This window comes from Massilia sp. ST3, assembly GCF_018119405.1.
Lineage (GTDB): Bacteria > Pseudomonadota > Gammaproteobacteria > Burkholderiales > Burkholderiaceae_D > Telluria.
The window spans coordinates 1-16,475 of sequence record NZ_JAGPWC010000090.1 but is presented as its reverse complement, the minus strand read 5'-3'; the positions used below and the strand labels follow the sequence as shown (position 1 = coordinate 16,475).

Here is a 16,475-nt window from a genome sequence, read left to right as displayed (position 1 = left end):
TTTTTTTTGTTTGGGGGGGGGGGGGGGCCCCCCCCCCCCCCCCGCGTCCAATCACCGTATAAATGGCCAAGGAGCTCTCCATGCCCACTGCCCTGATCCTCGGCGCCTCGCGCGGCATCGGCCACGAGATGGTGCGCCAGTACAAGCAGGACGGCTGGCGCGTCATCGCCACCGCCCGCAAGCAGGAAGACTGCGACGCCCTGGCTGCGCTGGGCGCCGCAGCCCACCCGCTCGACGTCGCCAGCGCCGACTCGATCGCCGCGCTGGGCTGGCGGCTCGACGATGAAAAAATCGACAGCGCCTGGCTGGTGGCCGGCGTCTACGGCCCTGTCCATTCCAGCTTCCCCACCCAGCAGGAATTCGACAGCGTCATGCACACCAACGTGCTGGGAGCGATGCGCCTGATCCCGATCGTGGCGCCGCTGCTGGCCCCTAGCGGGGGCAAGCTGGCCGTGCTGTCCTCGAAGATGGGATCGATCGGGGCCCGCCACAGCACCGAAGGCACGCTCTACCGCGCCAGCAAGGCCGCGCTCAACTCGGTGCTGGCCGATGCGGCGCTCACCTACGGCCCGCAAGGCGTGACCTGTGTGGCCTTCCATCCGGGCTGGGTGCAGACCGACATGGGCGGCGAAGGCGCCCCGCTCACCCCAGAGGAAAGCGTGCGCGACCTGCGCGCCACGCTGGCCAGGGTGGATGCGTCGTCCAACGGCGCCTTCCTGGACCATGACGGCAGCCCGATTCCCTGGTAACCACCTCACAACGCACATAAGAACGAACGAGACACAATGATTCTGAACGAAGAACACCAGATGATCCGCGACGCCCTGCGCAGCTACGCGCAGGAGCGCCTGGCCCCGAACGCCGCCCGCTGGGACCGCGAACACTACTTCCCCAAGGACGAGCTGAAGGAACTGGCCCAGCTGGGCGCCTTCGGCGTGGCGGTGCCGGAACAGTACGGCGGCGCCGGCCTGGATTACGTGGCCCTGGCCCTGGTGCTGGAGGAAATCGCGGCCGGCGACGGCGGCACCTCGACCATCATCTCGGTGAACAACTGCCCGGTGTGCAGCATCGCCATGATGTATGCGAACGAAGAGCAGAAGGCACGCTTCCTGCGCCCGCTGGCGCAAGGCGAGATGCTGGGCGCCTTCGCGCTCACCGAGCCGCACACCGGCAGCGACGCCGCCGCGCTGCGTACCACCGCGGTCCGTGACGGCAATGAATACGTCATCAACGGCACCAAGCAGTTCATCACCAGCGGCAAGCATGGCGATGTCGCCATCGTCATGGCCGTCACCGACAAGGCGGCCGGCAAGAAGGGCATCAGCGCCTTCTGGGTGCCGACCAATACGCCGGGCTACACCGTGGCCGGCATCGAGCACAAGATGGGCCAGCATTCCTCGGACACGGCGCAGATCGTGTTCGAGAACTGCCGCGTCCCGGCCGAGAACCTGATCGGCGAGGAAGGCATGGGCTACAAGATCGCCCTGTCCGGCCTGGAAGGCGGCCGCATCGGCATCGCGTCGCAGTCGGTCGGCATGGCGCGCGCAGCCTATGAAGCGGCGCTGGCCTACGCCAAGGAGCGCGAGAGCTTTGGCAAGCCGATCTTCGAGCACCAGTCGGTGCAGTTCCGCCTGGCCGAGATGGCCATGAAGATCGAGGCCGCGCGCCAGCTGATCCTGCACGCCGCCTCGATGAAGGATGCCGGCCTGCCCTGCCTGAAGGAAGCCGCGATGGCCAAGCTGTTCGCTTCCGAGATGGCCGAGCGCGTGGTGTCCGACGCGATGCAGGTCTTCGGCGGCTACGGCTACGTGGCCGACTTCCCGGTCGAGCGCATCTACCGCGACGTGCGCGTGTGCCAGATCTACGAAGGCACCAGCGACATCCAGAAGATCCTGATCGCACGCGCGCTGTGATCGCGATCCGCGCCGCGGTGGAGGAGGACCTGCCGGCGCTGTTCGCCTACCTGGGCGAGCAGCTGCTGGAGAACGGCAGGATTGGTGCGCCCCTGTTCCAGCCGATGGCGCGCACGGACGATCCGCTGGTGCCGGAACCCATGCGGGCGCGTTTCACGACGGGTATCGCCACGCCTGTCGGTGAACCAGGATGGCGCAGGGCCTGGATCGCGGTCGACGAGGAGGGCGCGATCGCCGGACACATCGACCTGCGCGCCCACCCGGAAACCGCAGCACCGCACCGCGCCGTGCTCGGCATGGGGGTGCACCATCGCTACCGCCGTCACGGACTGGGCGTGCGCCTGATCGACACGGCCCTGGCATGGGCGCGCGCTACCGCATCCTTCGAATGGATCGATCTCGACGTGTTGTCCGCCAACGTCCCGGCGCGCCGCCTGTATGAACGAACCGGCTTCCAGGTCATCGGCGAGATCCCCGATCTGTACCGTATCGAGGGAGAGTCGCACGGCTCGGTGATGATGAGCCGGCGTATTTCGTAGGCCTGGCTTACTTGCGCTGCAGCGCCACCGAATAGGGGTGCAAGGTCGCCTTCATGACGCCGGCCTTCACGGCCGGGTCCTCGTTCATGAACTTGCGCGCCGCGGCTTCGTTCTCGGCCTCGAAGATCACCAGCCCGAAGGTCTTGTCCAGGGCTTCCGAGGTGCGCCCGGCCAGGATCACCTGGCCCTTTTCGGTGGCCTGCTTGAGGCGCTCGAAGTGCTGCGTGGTCGCGGCCTTGTCCTTCTCGCTCCACTTCGCTTCGTCCTGCAGCTGCGGCGCCACGCGCAGCACATACAGGTACTGCTGGCGCTTGCCCGCCTGGGCGTGATCGTGCCCCTGCGCCTGGGCATGCGCGAGGGGCGTGGCCAGCAGCGCGCCCAGCATGGCGTGCAGGATGGCGGTCTTCAGCTTGCTCATGATGGCCTCTCCGGTGTGAACAGCCCAGTATGCCACGGTCTCAAGGCGCGTCGGCGATGCGCGAGGAATGCGAGGACACCAGCACCCAGTCGCCGCCCTGCTTCAGCCACACGCGCGTGAAGCGGAAACGCCCGCTCCACGGCTTGCCGTTCGAGACCGCCGACTGCACGCTGACCCCGTTCACCACCGCCACCGCGCCGTATTCGCGGATCGTCACGTCCTGGTTGACGATCGGCCCGTTGACCCGCTGCCGCGAGCGCAGCTCGGCCAGGTAGTCGGCCTTGCGCTGCACCCGTCCGTCGGAATGCACCAGCACGAAGTCGGGCGCGATCAGGCGCTCGAGGGCGTCGACGTCGGCCTGCTGGCGCAGCGTGTTCCAGGAGGCGTCGCGCGCGGCCAGGGCGGCGTCGAGGGCCTGGGCGGCCATCGGGGCGCCGGCCAGCGCCAGCGCAAGGAAGAAGGGGACGGTTTTCATGGTCAGGCGACGGCGCTCTCGAGCAGGGTCACGGTCTGCCGGTGGGTGTCGAGCGTGGCGCGCACGCCCATCGGCAGGGTGAACTGGTTGCGGATATGGCCGATGGAATAACCGCTCACGGCCGGGATGGTCAGGGGCTGCAGGTGCAGGTCGAGCGTCTGGTCGAGGGTCAGCGAGATCTCCTCGTGTTCCGGTCCGCAGTTGTCGCAGATGCCGATCATGAGCGCGGCGGCCTTGTCGAAGCCTCCGGCCAGGTCGAGCTGGGTCATCCAGCGGTCGATGCGGTAGGGCGCCTCGTTGACCTCTTCCAGGAACAGGATGCAGCCGCGGTAGTCGCAGGCGTAGGGCGTGCCGGCCAGCGCGGCCACCAGCGACAGGTTGCCGCCCATGAGCGGCCCGGTGGCCACGCCCTCCGTCACCGTGCGGATGGCGTAGTGCGGCTCGCTGAGCGCGCGCTGGGCGTTCTCCGCCGCCATCGGGATGGTGTAGCTGGGGCGCGGATCGGTCAGCACCGCCATCATGTGCTCGCGCGAATAGTCCGACATGGTCGACGAGGCCACCGGGCCGTGGAAGGTTACCAGGCCGACGCGTTGATGGATGGCCAGGTGCAGGGCGGTGATGTCGGAGTAGCCCAGCAGGACCTTCGGGTGCCTGCGTATCAGTGCGTAGTCGAGGCCGGACAGCAGCGAGATGCAGCCGGAGCCGCCGCGGATCGGCCAGATCGCCTTGACCTCGGGGTCGGCGAACATGGCGTGCAGGTCGGCCAGGCGCTGCTGGACGGAGCCGGCGTAGTTGCCGAACACCGAGCGCAGGTAGGCGCCGGTCTTGACCCGGAAGCCGAGCGACTCGATGTTGCGCACCGCCTTTTCGATGGCGCGGTCGCTGGTGTAGCCGCCCGGGGCGATCAGGCCGACGGTGTCGCCCTGGCGCAGGCGGGGGGGTTTGATGAGCTGTTTCATGGGGCGATGGGGCGAGCGACGGCGAGCGGCGTAAGCCGCGCCTGGGAGCGTAGCGGACAAGGTGGCTGCGACAAGGGCGCCGAAGCCGCGGCGGTCAATCTTCATACGCGACGTCTGATACCGTCGTCCCGCCGAAGGCCGGGATGACGTGCGAAAGCTGCGGGGCGTCGTGACTGTGCTGACAGGCCACGGCTCCCCTTACACAATAAAAAACGGCCCGCGCCGAAGGCGCTGGGCGCCTTGCGGACGACGGGCCGCCAACGGGACCAAACCGGGACCGGTCAGAAGAACTTGTAGGTCGCCATCAGGGTGAACGAGCGGCCACGCGGGTCTGCCACGCGCGGTTCCCACGAGCTGCCGGCGCCGGTATTGCTGTCGTAGGTGATCGCGAACGGCGGATCTTCGTCCAGCAGGTTCTTCACGCCGGCGGTCAGGGTCAGGTTCTTGAAGCCGGTGTAGTTCACGGTCAGGTGGAAGATCGAGTAGTCGTCCACTTTCGCGTTGTAGTTCGACGGCGTCACCTTGCCGCTGGCCACGCCCGGCAGCACCTGGTCGTCATAGCCCGAACGGTAGATGTTCTGCAGCATGCCGCTCCAGTTGCCGTACTTGTAGGTCGCGTAGGCGCTGTGCTTCCACTTCAGGCCCAGGTCGCCGGTGAAGACGAAGCGGCCCACTTCGCTCTCGCCGAACGGCGCGTTGGTGGTGGCGCGGGACTTCTTCTCCAGCAGGCGCGAACCGTCGATGCCCAGGCTCCACTGGGAACCGGTGCTGAACTTGCCGTTCAGGCGCGCGCCCACTTCGACGCCGCGGGTGATGCGCTCGCCGGTGTTCATCCAGCGCTGGTCGATCACCACCAGGTTGCCGGCCGCGTCGCGGATGAATGCGTCCTTGAAGAAATCGTAGTTCGCGACCATGTTCGTCAAGGTGAACGAATCGATCGTGTTTTCCTTGCGGATTTCCCACAGGTCGGCGTTGGCCGAGAAGTAGCTGGTCGGTTCGAACACGAAGCCGATGCTGCCCTGCTTGGCGGTCTCCGGACCGAGCTCGCGGCGGCCGCCGGTCACGGTGTCCGGGTTCACCGAGGCGCAGCCCGGCTTGGCGGTGTCGACCTTGCCGCCTGGGCAGGTGGCCGGATCGGCCAGGTCCTTGCCGACGTACGGCGAGATGGTCAGGCCGTTGAACAGCTGGTTGAAGGCCGGCGCGCGGAAGCTCTCGTTGTACGAGCCGCGAAACATCAGCGACGCCAGCGGCTGGTAGCGGAACGAGACCTTCGGGTTGGTGGTGACGCCGAAGCCGGTGTAGTCGTCGCGGCGCAGGGCGAAGGTCAGTTCCAGCGCCTTGGTCACCGGCACCAGCACTTCGGTGTAGACCGCCTTGATGTCGCGCTTGACGTCGTCGAGCGCGTTGACGTCGTCGAACGGGGCGTTCAGGATCGCGCGGCGCTCGGCGATGTTACGCTCGTCCCCATTGAACTTGTACTCTTCGCGGCGCAGGTCGGTGCCCACGGCGGCCATCACCGCACCCGCCGGCAGCTTGAAGATCTCGCCCGAGATCGCCGCATCGAACTGGGTCATGGTCGAGGTGCCGCCGTACAGCACCACGCCGGCGGCGGAGGTGCTCCGGATCAGGTCGATCGCTTCCTGGGACTGGGACTGGCCCGGCATCAGGAAGGGGTTGATCTTGCCCGAACCCAGCGCGGCGGCCAGCGGCGCGGTGTAGTTGTAGCCGGTGCCAAGGGTCGATTTCGATTCGCTGCTGGCGTGCGACAGGCCGACGCGGTAGTCGAAGGTACGGCCGAACAGGGCCAGCGGCCCCTCGGCGCCGACCAGCACGCGGCCGGCCTTGGTTTCGGTCTCGATCTCGCGGTTGCCGCAGTCCATGCAGCGCCAGCGGTAGGCGATCGGCAGGCCGTAGTTGGCCGCCACGCTCGGGAACACCTTGACCAGGGCATTGTAAACGTCGTTATAGGCCGCGCCGGTGCTCGGGTAGAACGAGGTCGCGGGGAAGGTCGAGGCCGAAGGCGAGACCTGGTTCGGCGAGAAGCGCTTGGCCACTTCGACGCGCGAGCCGACCGCTTCGGCGAACAGCTGGTGCTGGCCGACATTGAAGGTGGCGCGCGCCAGGGCGTTGGTGTTCTTGACCGGCTGCTGCAGTACGGCCGCGCGGCCGGTGTCCCAGGCGCAGCCATAGGCCGCGCCCGGCGTGTCCCACAGCTTTTCGTCGTAGGCGCCCATGCCGTCGATGCTGTTGCAGCCCGGGCCGCCCGGCAGGTCCAGCAGGCTGATGCCGCTGTAGGTGGTGGTGCCGCCACTCGGCAGGGTCGGGCCGGTGCCGGTGCGCGACAGCAGGCTCGGCGCCAGGGTGGTGGCGAAGATGTTGGCGTGCGGCGCGCCGCGGGTGTCGACCGACAGGCCGCGGTCCGGCTGGAAGGTGTTCACGAAGTCGCGCTGGTCGCCGCGCAGGGCCTTGTTCTCGCTGTGCGCGAAGGTCGCCAGCACGTTCCAGCCGTCGTTGTCGAGGTCGCCCCAGCCGCCGGTGAGCGAGGCGCGGCCGATTTCGCCGCCGCTCTCTTCGGCCACGTCGACGAAGCCTTGCGCTTCCAGGCCCTTGTAGTTCTTGCGCAGGATGAAGTTGATCACACCGCCGATCGCATCGGTGCCGTAGGTCGCCGAGGCGCCGTCCTTCAGCACTTCGACGCGCTCGACCGCCGCCATCGGGATCGAATTCAGGTCGACCGCCGAACCCTTCATGCCGTGGGTCGCGATGCGGCGGCCGTTGAGCAGCACCAGGGTCGAGTCGGCGCCCTGGCCGCGCAGGTTGGCCGAGGAAGCCCCGTTGTTGCCGCGCTGGGCGCCCGAGGTCACGTCGGCGTTCGAGGCCAGGTTGTCCGAGCCGTTGCCGTTCACGTTGAGGGTGGCGATCAGCTGTTCGGCGGTGACGATGCCCTGGTCTTCCAGCTGCTTGCGCGAGATGATTTCCACCGGCAGCGCGCCTTCCTTGGCGATGCGCTTGATGCTACTGCCGGTGATTTCCACCCGCTGCATCCCCTGCACGGGCGGCTGCTGCTGCGCCACCGCCGGGCTCATCACCCCGATCAGGGCGATCATGTGTGCCAGCTTCTTTACCTTCACGCGTTTCTCCTAACGTTTTTCCTTGGTCGTCGACCCGTGAACCGGGCCTGCTCTGTGCGCAACATCTTGGCATTACGCTATTTTGTTGACTTCAGAGTAAGCGCAACAAATTAACGCTATCCAATGAATAATCCAGAGGCCAGTATAACTAAGGGGAATGTTTTCTTTAGGAAAAACTCACCGATTCCCTCCTCCCCCTCTGGCCAAACGTGCTCTTTCTGCAACATCGACATCCAGATAACGCCAGGTTGTGAATTCCACTGGATGGCGTTTGTAGTTTTTCAACCACGGATGGCGCAGGTCGCCCGAGAGCACATGGGTCAGCGGGACCCAGGGGTTGTAGGCGTGGATCAGCTGGTTCATCTCGAAGTACAGCTTCTGGCGCTCCGGCCCGTCGCTCAGGCGGCGCGCCTGTTCGTAGCGCTGGTTATAGGCCGGCAGGTTGAAGCGCGCGTAGTTGGCGCGGCCCGCGTTGGGGCCGTAGAGCAGCTGGTAGAAGTTGTCGCCGTCGGGGAAGTCGGCGATCCAGTTACTCTCGAACATCTGGACCGTGCCCAGGCGCGAGGCCTTGATGATCTCGGTCTTCTTGTCCGACTTGAACACCACGCGCAGGCCGATCGCGTTCAGGCACTTGCGCCACAATTCGTCGCGCAGGCGGCCGCCGACGGTGGCTTCGCTGTGCATGGTCAGGGTCAGCGCCTTGCCGTCGGGCGCCCGGCGAAACCCATCCGGATCGCGCCGGGTGTAGCCGTGGCGGTCCAGCAGCGCGTTGGCCAGCACGGGGTCGTAGGGCACCGGGCTGCGGTAGTTCGGGTCGTAGCCCAGCACATTGGGCGGCAGCGGCGACTCGGCCTTGATCGCGAAGCCTTTTTTCAGCAGGGCGATGTCCTCGGCATTGTTGTAGGCCATCGAGATCGCGCGCCGCAGCGCCACCTTGTCCTTGCCGTAGCCGCCGACCACCGGGTCGTTCATGTTCATCCACATGTAGTAGGTCTGCAGCACCGGGAAGCGCGACAGCACGATGCCGCGCGCCGCCAGTTCCGGCTTGAGCCGGCCGTCGCTCACCACCATGTCGGTCATGGATTCCGGGATCTGCTCCAGGTAGTCGTATTCGGCGTTCAGGAAACCCAGCATGCGGCCCTGGAACTCCTCGGCGATCTTCACTTCCACCCGGTCCACGCGCGGCAGGCGCTTGCCTTCCAGCGCCGCGGCGATGGCCCGGTCTTCCGCGCTGTTGCCGGGGGTGGCGTGGAATACCGCCGTCGAATCCGGATTGGCCAGCAGGACGATGCGGTCGCTGCGCTTCCAGTCGCCGATCATGAAGGGGCCGGTGCCGACCGGATGGTTGCCGGCCTGGCCGGGATAGGCCTCGATCACCTCGCGCGCCACCACGCCGGTGGCCGCCGTGGCCAGGTAGAACAGGAAGTTGTTGTCCGGCGCGTTCAGGCGGATGCGCAGCGTGTACCGCTCGGGCGCCTGCAGGCCGGCCACCGGCACGTCGGGGCCGTAGCGCTTGCGCAGGGCCTCGTCGCCGGCGATCTTCCCTTCGAATATATAGGCCCAGGGCGACTTGAGCGTGGGGTCGTACAGGCGCTTGATGCTGTAGACGTAGTCCTGGGCCGTCACCTCGCGCCGGGCGCCCTTGAAGGCCGGGTCGGGCGTGAACAGGATGCCGGGTCGGATACGGAAGGTGTAGCTCAGGCCATCCGCGCTCACCTCGGGCATGGCGACGGCCGTGTTGGGACGCAGCTTCGCCGGCCGCGCCAGGTAGTCGTAGCGCAGCAGGGGATCGAACAGGTTTTCCAGCAGCGACAGGGTGGCGTTGTCCGAGGCGACGGCCGGGTCGAGCCCGGTTTCGCTGGTGGACAGGAACATGCGCAGCACCTTTTCCGGCCGCGCGCTCTCCCCCGGCGCGGCGGCGCCACAAAGCAGGGGGAACAGCAAGGCGGCGGCGGCGAGGCGATATGTCATGGCGGCGGGTCCTGTAGGGCGTTGCGTATCATATGCGCGCCCCTCGGCGCAGGCAAATGGCGACAGCGCGGCAGTGCATAACTTTTTCGCATGGCGCGGCTGCATTCTTTCATCGTGGCAGCGCTTTCCCGGCCTATACTCTCCGCTGCACAATCTGCAGACCTTTGCGGCGATTCCTTCATGGCACTCAATTACATCTGGACCGGCTTCTTCCTCGTGGGCTTCATTGCGGCGCTGGCGCAGTGGATCTTCCTTGGCGATACCGAAATCTTCAAGCGCGTCATCGACGGCACCTTCTCCTCGGCCAAGATGGCGGTGATGGACATCGCCCTGCCGCTGGCCGGCGTCATGACGCTCTGGCTCGGCATCATGAACGTCGGCGAGCGCGCCGGCGCTATCAACCTGTTCGCGCGCGTGATTGCCCCCTTCTTCTCGCGCATCTTTCCCGGGGTGCCGAAGGACCACCCGGCCAACGGCCACATGGTGATGAACTTCTCGGCCAACATGCTGGGCCTGGACAACGCCGCCACGCCCTTCGGCCTGAAGGCCATGGAAAGCCTGCAGACCCTGAACCCGAACAAGGACGAGGCGAGCAACGCCCAGATCATGTTCCTGGTGATCCAGACCTCGGGCCTGACCATCATCCCGCTGGCGATCATGGCCCAGCGTGCGATCCTGGGCGCGGCCAACCCGGCCGACATCTTCATCCCGACCCTGATCGCGACCTACTGCTCCACCATCACCGGCATCATCGCCGTCAGCCTGCGCCAGCGCATCAACCTGCTCGACCCGGTGGTGTTCGGCTGGATCGGCGGCCTGACCGCCCTGATCGCGGCCATGGTCTGGTACTTCACCGTGTTCCTGGACAAGGCCCAGATCGAGCTGGTCTCGGTGGTCGCGGCCAACCTGATCCTGTTCTCGATCATCGCCGCCTTCATGATCGGCGCGCTGGTGAAGAAAGTGAACGTGTACGAAGCCTTCATCGAAGGCGCCAAGGGCGGGGTCGAGACCTCGATCAAGATCATTCCTTACCTGGTCGGCATGCTGGTGGCGATCAGCGTGGTGCGCAACTCGGGGATCCTGGGCCTGATCGTCAACGGCTTCTCCTGGATCTTCACCGCGCTGGGAATGCCGACCGATTTCGTGGGCGCCCTCCCGACCGCCCTGATGAAACCGCTGTCGGGCAGCGGCTCGCGCGCCATGATGATCGACGCCATGAACACCTACGGGGTCGACTCCTTCGTCGGCCGCCTGGCCAGTATCCTGCAGGGCGCCGCCGACACCACCTTCTACATCGTGGCCCTGTATTTCGGCTCGGTCGGCATCCGCAAGACCCGCTACGCGATCGGCTACGGCCTGCTGGCCGACCTGGCCGGCGTCATCGGCGCCATCTTCGTCGCCTACCTCTTCTTCGGTTAAGGAGTCCCATGTTCCGCCGCCTTGCCCTCCTTGCGCTGTTCGCCGCCCCGGCCCTCGTCCACGCCCAGCTGCCGGAACCGGTGGCCCAGGTCCTGGCCAGCAACGGCCTGCCCGAGGATGCGCTGGGGGTGCTGGTGCTCAAGGGCGACACGGTGGTGCTGTCGCACCAGGCGAACCTGCCGATGCAGCCCGCCTCCACCATGAAGCTGGTGACCACCCTGGTCGGCCTGGAGCGCCTGGGCCCCGTGTTCCGCGGCCGCACCGAGCTGCGCACCACGGGGACGATCGAGGGCGAGGTCTTGCGCGGGAACCTGATCCTGAAGGGCGGCGCCGATGCCGACCTCTCGGGCGAAGCCATCGAAAGCATGCTGCGCGCCCTGCGCTACCAGGGGGTGAAGCGCATCGAGGGCGACCTGGTGCTGGACCGCGAACTGTTCCAGCCGGCGCGCCAGGACGTCGGGCTGCCGCCCTTCGACGAGTCGCCGGAAGCGTATTACAACGTGATCCCCGACGCCCTGCTGGTCAACAAGAACATGGTGCAGGTCGACATGCGCGCAAGCGGCAAGCGCCTTGCGCTGCGCATGCAGCCGGAACTGGACGGGGTGACCATTGGCTCCGACATGACCCTGGTCGAAGCCGACTGCGCCAAGTGGGAAGACGGCTGGAAGCTGCCGGAGGCGGTGCGCGGCAAGGACGGGAAGCTCCGCATCGTCCTGCACGGAACCTTCCCGAAGAACTGCAACCAGACCACCAGCATCAACGTGCTGGACCGCGACGACTACGTCGGTCGCCTGGTGCGGCAGACCTGGAAGACCCTGGGCGGGCGCATGAACGGCAAGACGGTGGCGGGCGCCACGCCGCTTGACGCGACCCTGCTGGCCGAACACAGCGCGCGCATGCTGCCGGAACTGGTCCGCGACATCAACAAGCCTTCGGACAACGCGCTGGCGCGCACCCTGTTCCTGAGCATGGGCAGCCTGCAGGCCGACCCGGCCAAGGGCAGCGTGGCGCTGCCCGCACCTGGCGACGGCGAAACGACTTTCACCCGCGCCGACGCCGCCGTGCGCGAGTGGATGCGCAGCCAGCGCATCGACGACACCGGCTTCGTGGTCGAAAACGGCTCCGGCCTGTCGCGCATCGAGCGCATCAGCCCCCAGCAGATGGGCTATCTGCTGCTGGCCGGCCTGCGCAGCCCCTGGGCGCCGGAATTCCAGGCCAGCATGCCGATCGTCGCCATGGACGGCACCATGCGCCGCCGCCTGCACGGCAGCGCCGCGGCGGGACGTGCGCGCCTCAAGACCGGCACCCTGCGCAACGTGACGGCGCTGGCGGGCTACGTGCCGGATGCGAACGGGACGATGTGCGTGTTCGTGGCGATGGTGAACAGCGAGCAGGCGGGCAATGGCAAGGGGCGGGCGGTGCTGGACGCACTGGTGGAGTGGGTGGCGCGGTCGGGGGGGCAGCAGGCTGGGGCTGTGCAGGCGGCGCCTTGATCGAGCGTAGGTAGTGGTGTGCTGAGAAACCTGGGTTCCGGCCTGCGCCGGAACGACGTTCTTAGGGACGTGGCCGAAGTTGTAATCCAGACCTGCTCGCACATCTTTTAACGTCATTCCGGCGCAGGCCGGAATCCAAGTTTGCCCGCATGCCACCACAATAAAAAACACCGGCTCAGCCGGCGTTGCGTTTAAGCGCTCAAGCCTTGCGGCGACGCATCATCCCCAGCCCCGCCAGCCCCAGTCCCAGCAGCGCGACCGCCCCCGGCTCCGGCACCTCATTGGCCTGCTCCAGCGCCGTGATCCTGGTAGTGAAGTAGGCACTGGTGTAAAGATTCCTGATAGTAAAATCGCCGAATGCAGATGTTGCACAAATGTTAGCATTGGTTAGATTTGGGCAATCGCAAAGCTGTCAGAATGGACGGACTTGCCTCCTCGCTCGTCCAGATCGCTCTATTTTTCATAGCGTTATAGCCACTGCGGCCTGTCGCCTCACCACTGCCTGCCATGCACATCCATTCGCTCACTGGTGAATTCGTCCGCCCTACCGCCGAAACCGCCTTCCTCGACCACCAGCTGGCGCGCACCCGCTCCCTGCTCGGCTTTACTCTGCTGTTCTGCACCTTTTTCTACCTGTGCTTTTTCGTGACCGACGTGGCAGCGCTCGGCCTGGAGACGGCATTGGCGGCGACCTTTCCGGCGCGTCTGCTGGTAGCGGTAACCGCGGGCAGCTGCGCCTGGCTGGCCTACCGCCGGCCGCTCTCGGTGCGGGCGACCTGGCTGGCCGCCACGCTTGCCGAGGTCGTGGCGCTGGCCAGCTTCATGCACATCGCCATGCAGCGCCCGCACGAGTTCCACTGGCACGCCATGTCCCTGGCCATCATGCTGGTGGTGATCTATCTCTACATCCCCAACCGCCTCGTGCACGCGATCGTGCTGGCGGCCTGCTCCACCGGCGTGTTCCTGGCGCTGGTCCAGGGTGTCGCGCCGATGCCCTTCGCCGACCTGCTGACCATGGGCCTGCTGCTGGTGCTGGTGAACACCTTCGGCGCGCTGGCGGCGCGGCGCTACAACCACGTGTCGCGCGAAGAATTCCGGCTCCAGGCCGACCTCAAGACGGCGGCCGAGCGCGACCATCTGACCGGCTGCTACAACCGGCGCTACCTGCACGACCATTTGCTGGGCCTGGAACTGTCGCGGGCGCGGCGCTTCGGCCGTCCGCTGACGGTGGTGCTGTGCGATATCGACCACTTCAAGCTGATCAACGATAACTTCGGCCACACCAAGGGGGACGAGGTCATCGCCGCGTTCGCCGCGCTGCTGGTGCGCATGACCCGCGAGGGTGTCGATACGGTGGTGCGCTACGGCGGCGAGGAGTTCCTCCTGATCCTGCCTGAAACCAGCCTGGACGGCGGCGAGCACCTGGCCGAACGGCTCCGCCTGGCCTTCGCCGGGGATAGCGCCCTGCTGGGCGATAATCCCTTCGGCCTGCACACCAGCGCCAGCTTCGGCGTGGCCAGCTTCGACTTCGCCAATACGCAGGTGCGCTATACGCTGCCGGACCTGATCTCGGCGGCCGACAAGCTGATGTACGAAGCCAAGCGCAACGGCCGCAACCGGGTCGAGTCGATGGAGCTCAAGTAGTCTCGGTAGCTTCCCATGTTCCTGCTGGAGCAAGGACTCATCCCGCTGCCTATCGCTGTCACTGTCGGGATTTCTTACACTGCCCAGGTCTTGATTGACGACCTTTGCATAAGCTATTGATTAAAAAATAGTTTCTTTTTAGGCATAAAAATTGCTTGTTTTCATGTTTTAGTCTTGCGTGCAGATACAGTCTTTCCGCGCTTCCCAATAAATCCATGAAAATCGTACATTTCCTACGTCTACTCCTCGCGACCTGCACTTTCACCATTGCTCAGGCCAACGCCGCTCCTGTTCTCCTCCTCGACAACCAAGGTGTCTTGACGGGCGCGAAGAATGTTGAGATTGCCGGTAGCTTGTATGACGTTAATTTTGCAACAGGTTCATGCAATTCCTTGTTCAATAATTGCGATCCTTCGGCGTTTACCTTCCGTACAGAAGCCACTGCACGGCAAGCGGCGCAGGCATTGCTTGATCAAGTATTTATCGATGGGCAGGCTGGACAGTTCGATAGTGTCACAAGCAGTATCCTGGGTTGCACACATGAGGTCGCTTGTATTCCGTACATTCCTTTTGCCATTTGGTCCATGGACGCATCGCACTTCGTGTCCATCGATGTCTTCAATTTCTCCGCCGGTCGGGGAGCCGACTTTGTTGATCTGGAACCACTTCCAAAATGGCTGGACACTGCAAAATTTGACTATCTGAATTTTGCGCTGTTCACCCGTGCTGCTCCCGTCAGCTCCGAAGTGCCGGAGCCTGGCTCGATGGCACTGTTCAGTCTTGCGATGGCTGGCCTGGCGTTCTCGCGGCTTCGCAAAGCATAAGCGCTTATTGCTCACGGCTCGTGCCGGGACGAGCCATGTCCCGGGCGTCCTGCGGCGTCAGAGCACGCGCCGGAAAGTGCTGCGCACCAGCTCGCGGTCGCCGCAGTCGAAATGCCACCATTCGGTGTTAATGCCCAGGAAGCCCGCCTGCAGCATGGCTTCGCGCAGCAGGCGGCGGTTGGCCACCTGGCTTTCCGTCAGCTGGCCGGCGTGCAGGAAGCCTTCTTCCAGCGCCGGGTGCGACAGGTTGGTCATGTCGTCGAAGCCGGTGCCCATGTCCAGCTCGCGCCCCTGCGCATCGAGCAGGGTGATGTCGAGCGCCATGCCATAAGAGTGGATCGAGCCGCGCTCCGGATTGGCCAGGTACATCTGCAGGCCGGTGCCCTCGAGCGCGTCCCACAGCTGCTGCTGCACCCGCTGCGGGCGCAGGGCGTCCAGCACCAGCGGGGTCAGGTCGGGACGGCGTTCTCGCAGCCAGGCCACCACCTTCTCGAGCGCCGCGGCGGCCTCGGCGTGCAGCCAGGCGCAGTCGAAAGGCGAGTACAGGTCGCGTCCGACGAAGTTGTTGTCCGTGGCGTAGCGCAGGTCGACCTGGATGCCGGCGATGCTGCTCAGGTGGCGGAATTCGGGGCTGCCGGCGATGTCCTCGCTGGCCACGGACAAGTTCATGTACAACCTTTTTCGAGACAGGCGCGCGCGGTCGCGCCGATGCAGTTGGCCAGCTCGCGCGCCCCGTGCGAGAGCGGGGAATGGCTGGCGGTGAGCAGGTAGAGGCTGACCGGGATGCTCGGCTCCCACGGCCGCGAGATGACCTTGTCGCGCGCGGCCGAGGCGGCGGTGAACGGATCGAGCACCGCCGAGCCGGCGCCCGCCTCGACCAGCGAGCGGGCGATCTGGTAGGTCTGGACCACGGTATTGAACACCGGGTGCACGCCAGCCGCCTCGCATGAGGCGGTCATCAGTTCGCCCAGCGGATCGCCATCGTTCAGGCCGATCAGTTCGCCCTTCAGGGCGTCGGCCGCGATCGGCTTGCCGCGCTCCTCCTCGGGCCAGGTGCCGGCGGGCGCCATCACCGTCAATACGCCGTGCGCGATCGGCTCGGCCACGATGCCGGGGTGGCGCGGATCCTGCAGCGACAGCGCCAGGTCGGCTTCGCCCAGGCGCAGCACGTTGACGATCTCGCTGGTGTGGTGGGTGGCCAATTCGCAGCGGGTCTGCGGGAAGTCGCGCCGCCACTGCGTCATGGCGCCGGGCAGTACGCTCATGGCGATGGTCGGGGTCGACACCAGGCGCACGGTCTCCACCGCGCGCCCCTTGAGGCTGGCGGCCAGGCGGCGGATGCCCTGCAGGTCGCGGTTGAGCTTTTCGGTCTCGGCGAACAGGCGGTGCGCTTCCGGCTTCGGATACAGCTTGCCGCGCACCCGCTCGAACAGCGGCATGCCCAGCTGCAGTTCGGCGTGCTGGAGCACCTTGGTCACCGCCGGCTGGGAAATGTGGAGAACCTGGGCGGCACCGCTGATGGTGCCGACCTGCATGATGGCGTGGAAAACTTCGATATGACGCAGGCGCATCGCTAATCCTTCAGTGAGAGCTGCCGCGCAAGGCGCGGATTTTCCGAAGGATACAGCGAAAACGCGCGAACGGCGATGATCACGGCGTCGTTACCGGAGCGGAACCGGCCGGCACGGG

15 protein-coding genes are annotated in these 16,475 nt (G+C 65.9%); 7 read left to right on the top strand and 8 right to left on the bottom strand.

The genetic code is table 11. The features are described 5' to 3' along the window. Positions 1 to 80: 80 nt before the first annotated feature. From KBW98_RS21520 to KBW98_RS21510, 3 genes are read left to right on the top strand one after another with little or no spacing between them, the layout of a single operon-like run. Entirely contained in the window at positions 81 to 749 is a 669-nt protein-coding gene (locus tag KBW98_RS21520; protein ID WP_211522216.1) for an SDR family oxidoreductase, read from the top strand. A 36-nt stretch (positions 750 to 785) separates the two neighbouring features. Beyond that, positions 786 to 1,913: an acyl-CoA dehydrogenase family protein gene (locus KBW98_RS21515; protein WP_211522215.1), complete on the top strand. Its 1,128-nt coding sequence runs from the start codon at positions 786 to 788 to the stop codon at positions 1,911 to 1,913. Then, a complete protein-coding gene (locus tag KBW98_RS21510) occupies positions 1,910 to 2,452 on the top strand; it encodes an N-acetyltransferase family protein (RefSeq protein ID WP_373888986.1) in 543 nt (180 codons plus the stop codon). Before KBW98_RS21515 ends, KBW98_RS21510 begins: the two co-directional genes overlap by 4 nt. Positions 2,453 to 2,459: 7 nt before the next feature. Here the strand turns inward: KBW98_RS21510 and KBW98_RS21505 are convergent, their stop codons facing one another. The 5 genes from KBW98_RS21505 to KBW98_RS21485 all read right to left on the bottom strand — a co-directional run bounded on the left by KBW98_RS21505 (position 2,460) and on the right by KBW98_RS21485 (position 9,406). Further along, complete coding sequence (locus tag KBW98_RS21505) at positions 2,460 to 2,870, bottom strand: YciI family protein (protein ID WP_211522214.1); 411 nt, start codon at positions 2,868 to 2,870, stop codon at positions 2,460 to 2,462. A 40-nt stretch (positions 2,871 to 2,910) separates the two neighbouring features. Next, positions 2,911 to 3,345 (bottom strand): nuclear transport factor 2 family protein, encoded by a 435-nt coding sequence (locus KBW98_RS21500; protein WP_211522213.1) that lies wholly within the window; start codon positions 3,343 to 3,345, stop codon positions 2,911 to 2,913. Between the two features lie 2 nt (positions 3,346 to 3,347). After that, the gene (locus KBW98_RS21495; protein ID WP_229429338.1) at positions 3,348 to 4,304 is read right to left on the bottom strand and encodes an LD-carboxypeptidase; all 957 of its coding nucleotides are present in this window, start codon (positions 4,302 to 4,304) and stop codon (positions 3,348 to 3,350) included. Positions 4,305 to 4,585: 281 nt separating this feature from the next. Beyond that, the gene (locus tag KBW98_RS21490) at positions 4,586 to 7,435 is read right to left on the bottom strand and encodes a TonB-dependent receptor domain-containing protein (protein WP_373888985.1); all 2,850 of its coding nucleotides are present in this window, start codon (positions 7,433 to 7,435) and stop codon (positions 4,586 to 4,588) included. A gap of 177 nt (positions 7,436 to 7,612) precedes the next feature. Beyond that, a complete protein-coding gene (locus tag KBW98_RS21485; protein WP_211522211.1) occupies positions 7,613 to 9,406 on the bottom strand; it encodes an ABC transporter substrate-binding protein in 1,794 nt (597 codons plus the stop codon). 180 nt (positions 9,407 to 9,586) lie between these two features. Here KBW98_RS21485 and KBW98_RS21480 point away from each other — a divergent pair, with 180 nt between their 5' ends. Both KBW98_RS21480 and dacB read left to right on the top strand, forming a co-directional pair. Continuing rightward, positions 9,587 to 10,825 carry a nucleoside recognition domain-containing protein gene (locus KBW98_RS21480; RefSeq protein WP_211522210.1) on the top strand — a complete coding sequence of 413 codons (1,239 nt, stop codon included), beginning with the start codon at positions 9,587 to 9,589 and terminating at the stop codon, positions 10,823 to 10,825. Positions 10,826 to 10,833: 8 nt separating this feature from the next. Continuing rightward, the gene (gene dacB / locus KBW98_RS21475; RefSeq protein ID WP_211522209.1) at positions 10,834 to 12,318 is read left to right on the top strand and encodes a D-alanyl-D-alanine carboxypeptidase/D-alanyl-D-alanine-endopeptidase; all 1,485 of its coding nucleotides are present in this window, start codon (positions 10,834 to 10,836) and stop codon (positions 12,316 to 12,318) included. Positions 12,319 to 12,517: 199 nt separating this feature from the next. On the opposite strand, the gene KBW98_RS24240 is transcribed toward dacB, so the two are convergent. Next, positions 12,518 to 12,595, bottom strand: coding sequence for a PEP-CTERM sorting domain-containing protein (locus KBW98_RS24240; protein ID WP_373888987.1), 78 nt, complete (start codon positions 12,593 to 12,595; stop codon positions 12,518 to 12,520). A 230-nt stretch (positions 12,596 to 12,825) separates the two neighbouring features. Between KBW98_RS24240 and KBW98_RS21465 the strand changes: the two genes are divergently transcribed. Continuing rightward, entirely contained in the window at positions 12,826 to 13,962 is a 1,137-nt protein-coding gene (locus tag KBW98_RS21465) for a diguanylate cyclase (RefSeq protein WP_211522208.1), read from the top strand. A gap of 215 nt (positions 13,963 to 14,177) precedes the next feature. Then, positions 14,178 to 14,786 (top strand): PEP-CTERM sorting domain-containing protein, encoded by a 609-nt coding sequence (locus KBW98_RS21460; protein ID WP_211522207.1) that lies wholly within the window; start codon positions 14,178 to 14,180, stop codon positions 14,784 to 14,786. A gap of 57 nt (positions 14,787 to 14,843) precedes the next feature. Here KBW98_RS21460 and KBW98_RS21455 read toward each other — a convergent pair whose 3' ends face one another. Beyond that, a complete protein-coding gene (locus KBW98_RS21455) occupies positions 14,844 to 15,455 on the bottom strand; it encodes a M15 family metallopeptidase (protein ID WP_211522206.1) in 612 nt (203 codons plus the stop codon). Then, on the bottom strand, positions 15,452 to 16,357 hold the full coding sequence (locus KBW98_RS21450) for a LysR family transcriptional regulator (protein WP_211522205.1): 906 nt from the start codon (positions 16,355 to 16,357) through the stop codon (positions 15,452 to 15,454). Before KBW98_RS21450 ends, KBW98_RS21455 begins: the two co-directional genes overlap by 4 nt. Positions 16,358 to 16,475: the final 118 nt, after the last annotated feature.

What these genes read in the sequence shown, in the direction of transcription:
- KBW98_RS21460 (WP_211522207.1), top strand. Translation starts at nt 14,178, where the DNA reads ATGAAAATCGTACATTTCCTACGTCTACTCCTCGCGACCTGCACTTTC.
- KBW98_RS21495 (WP_229429338.1), bottom strand. Translation starts at nt 4,304, where the DNA reads ATGAAACAGCTCATCAAACCCCCCCGCCTGCGCCAGGGCGACACCGTC.
- KBW98_RS21485 (WP_211522211.1), bottom strand. Translation starts at nt 9,406, where the DNA reads ATGACATATCGCCTCGCCGCCGCCGCCTTGCTGTTCCCCCTGCTTTGT.
- KBW98_RS21455 (WP_211522206.1), bottom strand. Translation starts at nt 15,455, where the DNA reads ATGAACTTGTCCGTGGCCAGCGAGGACATCGCCGGCAGCCCCGAATTC.
- KBW98_RS21500 (WP_211522213.1), bottom strand. Translation starts at nt 3,345, where the DNA reads ATGAAAACCGTCCCCTTCTTCCTTGCGCTGGCGCTGGCCGGCGCCCCG.
- KBW98_RS21450 (WP_211522205.1), bottom strand. Translation starts at nt 16,357, where the DNA reads ATGCGCCTGCGTCATATCGAAGTTTTCCACGCCATCATGCAGGTCGGC.
- KBW98_RS21480 (WP_211522210.1), top strand. Translation starts at nt 9,587, where the DNA reads ATGGCACTCAATTACATCTGGACCGGCTTCTTCCTCGTGGGCTTCATT.
- KBW98_RS21465 (WP_211522208.1), top strand. Translation starts at nt 12,826, where the DNA reads ATGCACATCCATTCGCTCACTGGTGAATTCGTCCGCCCTACCGCCGAA.
- KBW98_RS21520 (WP_211522216.1), top strand. Translation starts at nt 81, where the DNA reads ATGCCCACTGCCCTGATCCTCGGCGCCTCGCGCGGCATCGGCCACGAG.
- dacB (WP_211522209.1), top strand. Translation starts at nt 10,834, where the DNA reads ATGTTCCGCCGCCTTGCCCTCCTTGCGCTGTTCGCCGCCCCGGCCCTC.
- KBW98_RS21505 (WP_211522214.1), bottom strand. Translation starts at nt 2,870, where the DNA reads ATGAGCAAGCTGAAGACCGCCATCCTGCACGCCATGCTGGGCGCGCTG.
- KBW98_RS21515 (WP_211522215.1), top strand. Translation starts at nt 786, where the DNA reads ATGATTCTGAACGAAGAACACCAGATGATCCGCGACGCCCTGCGCAGC.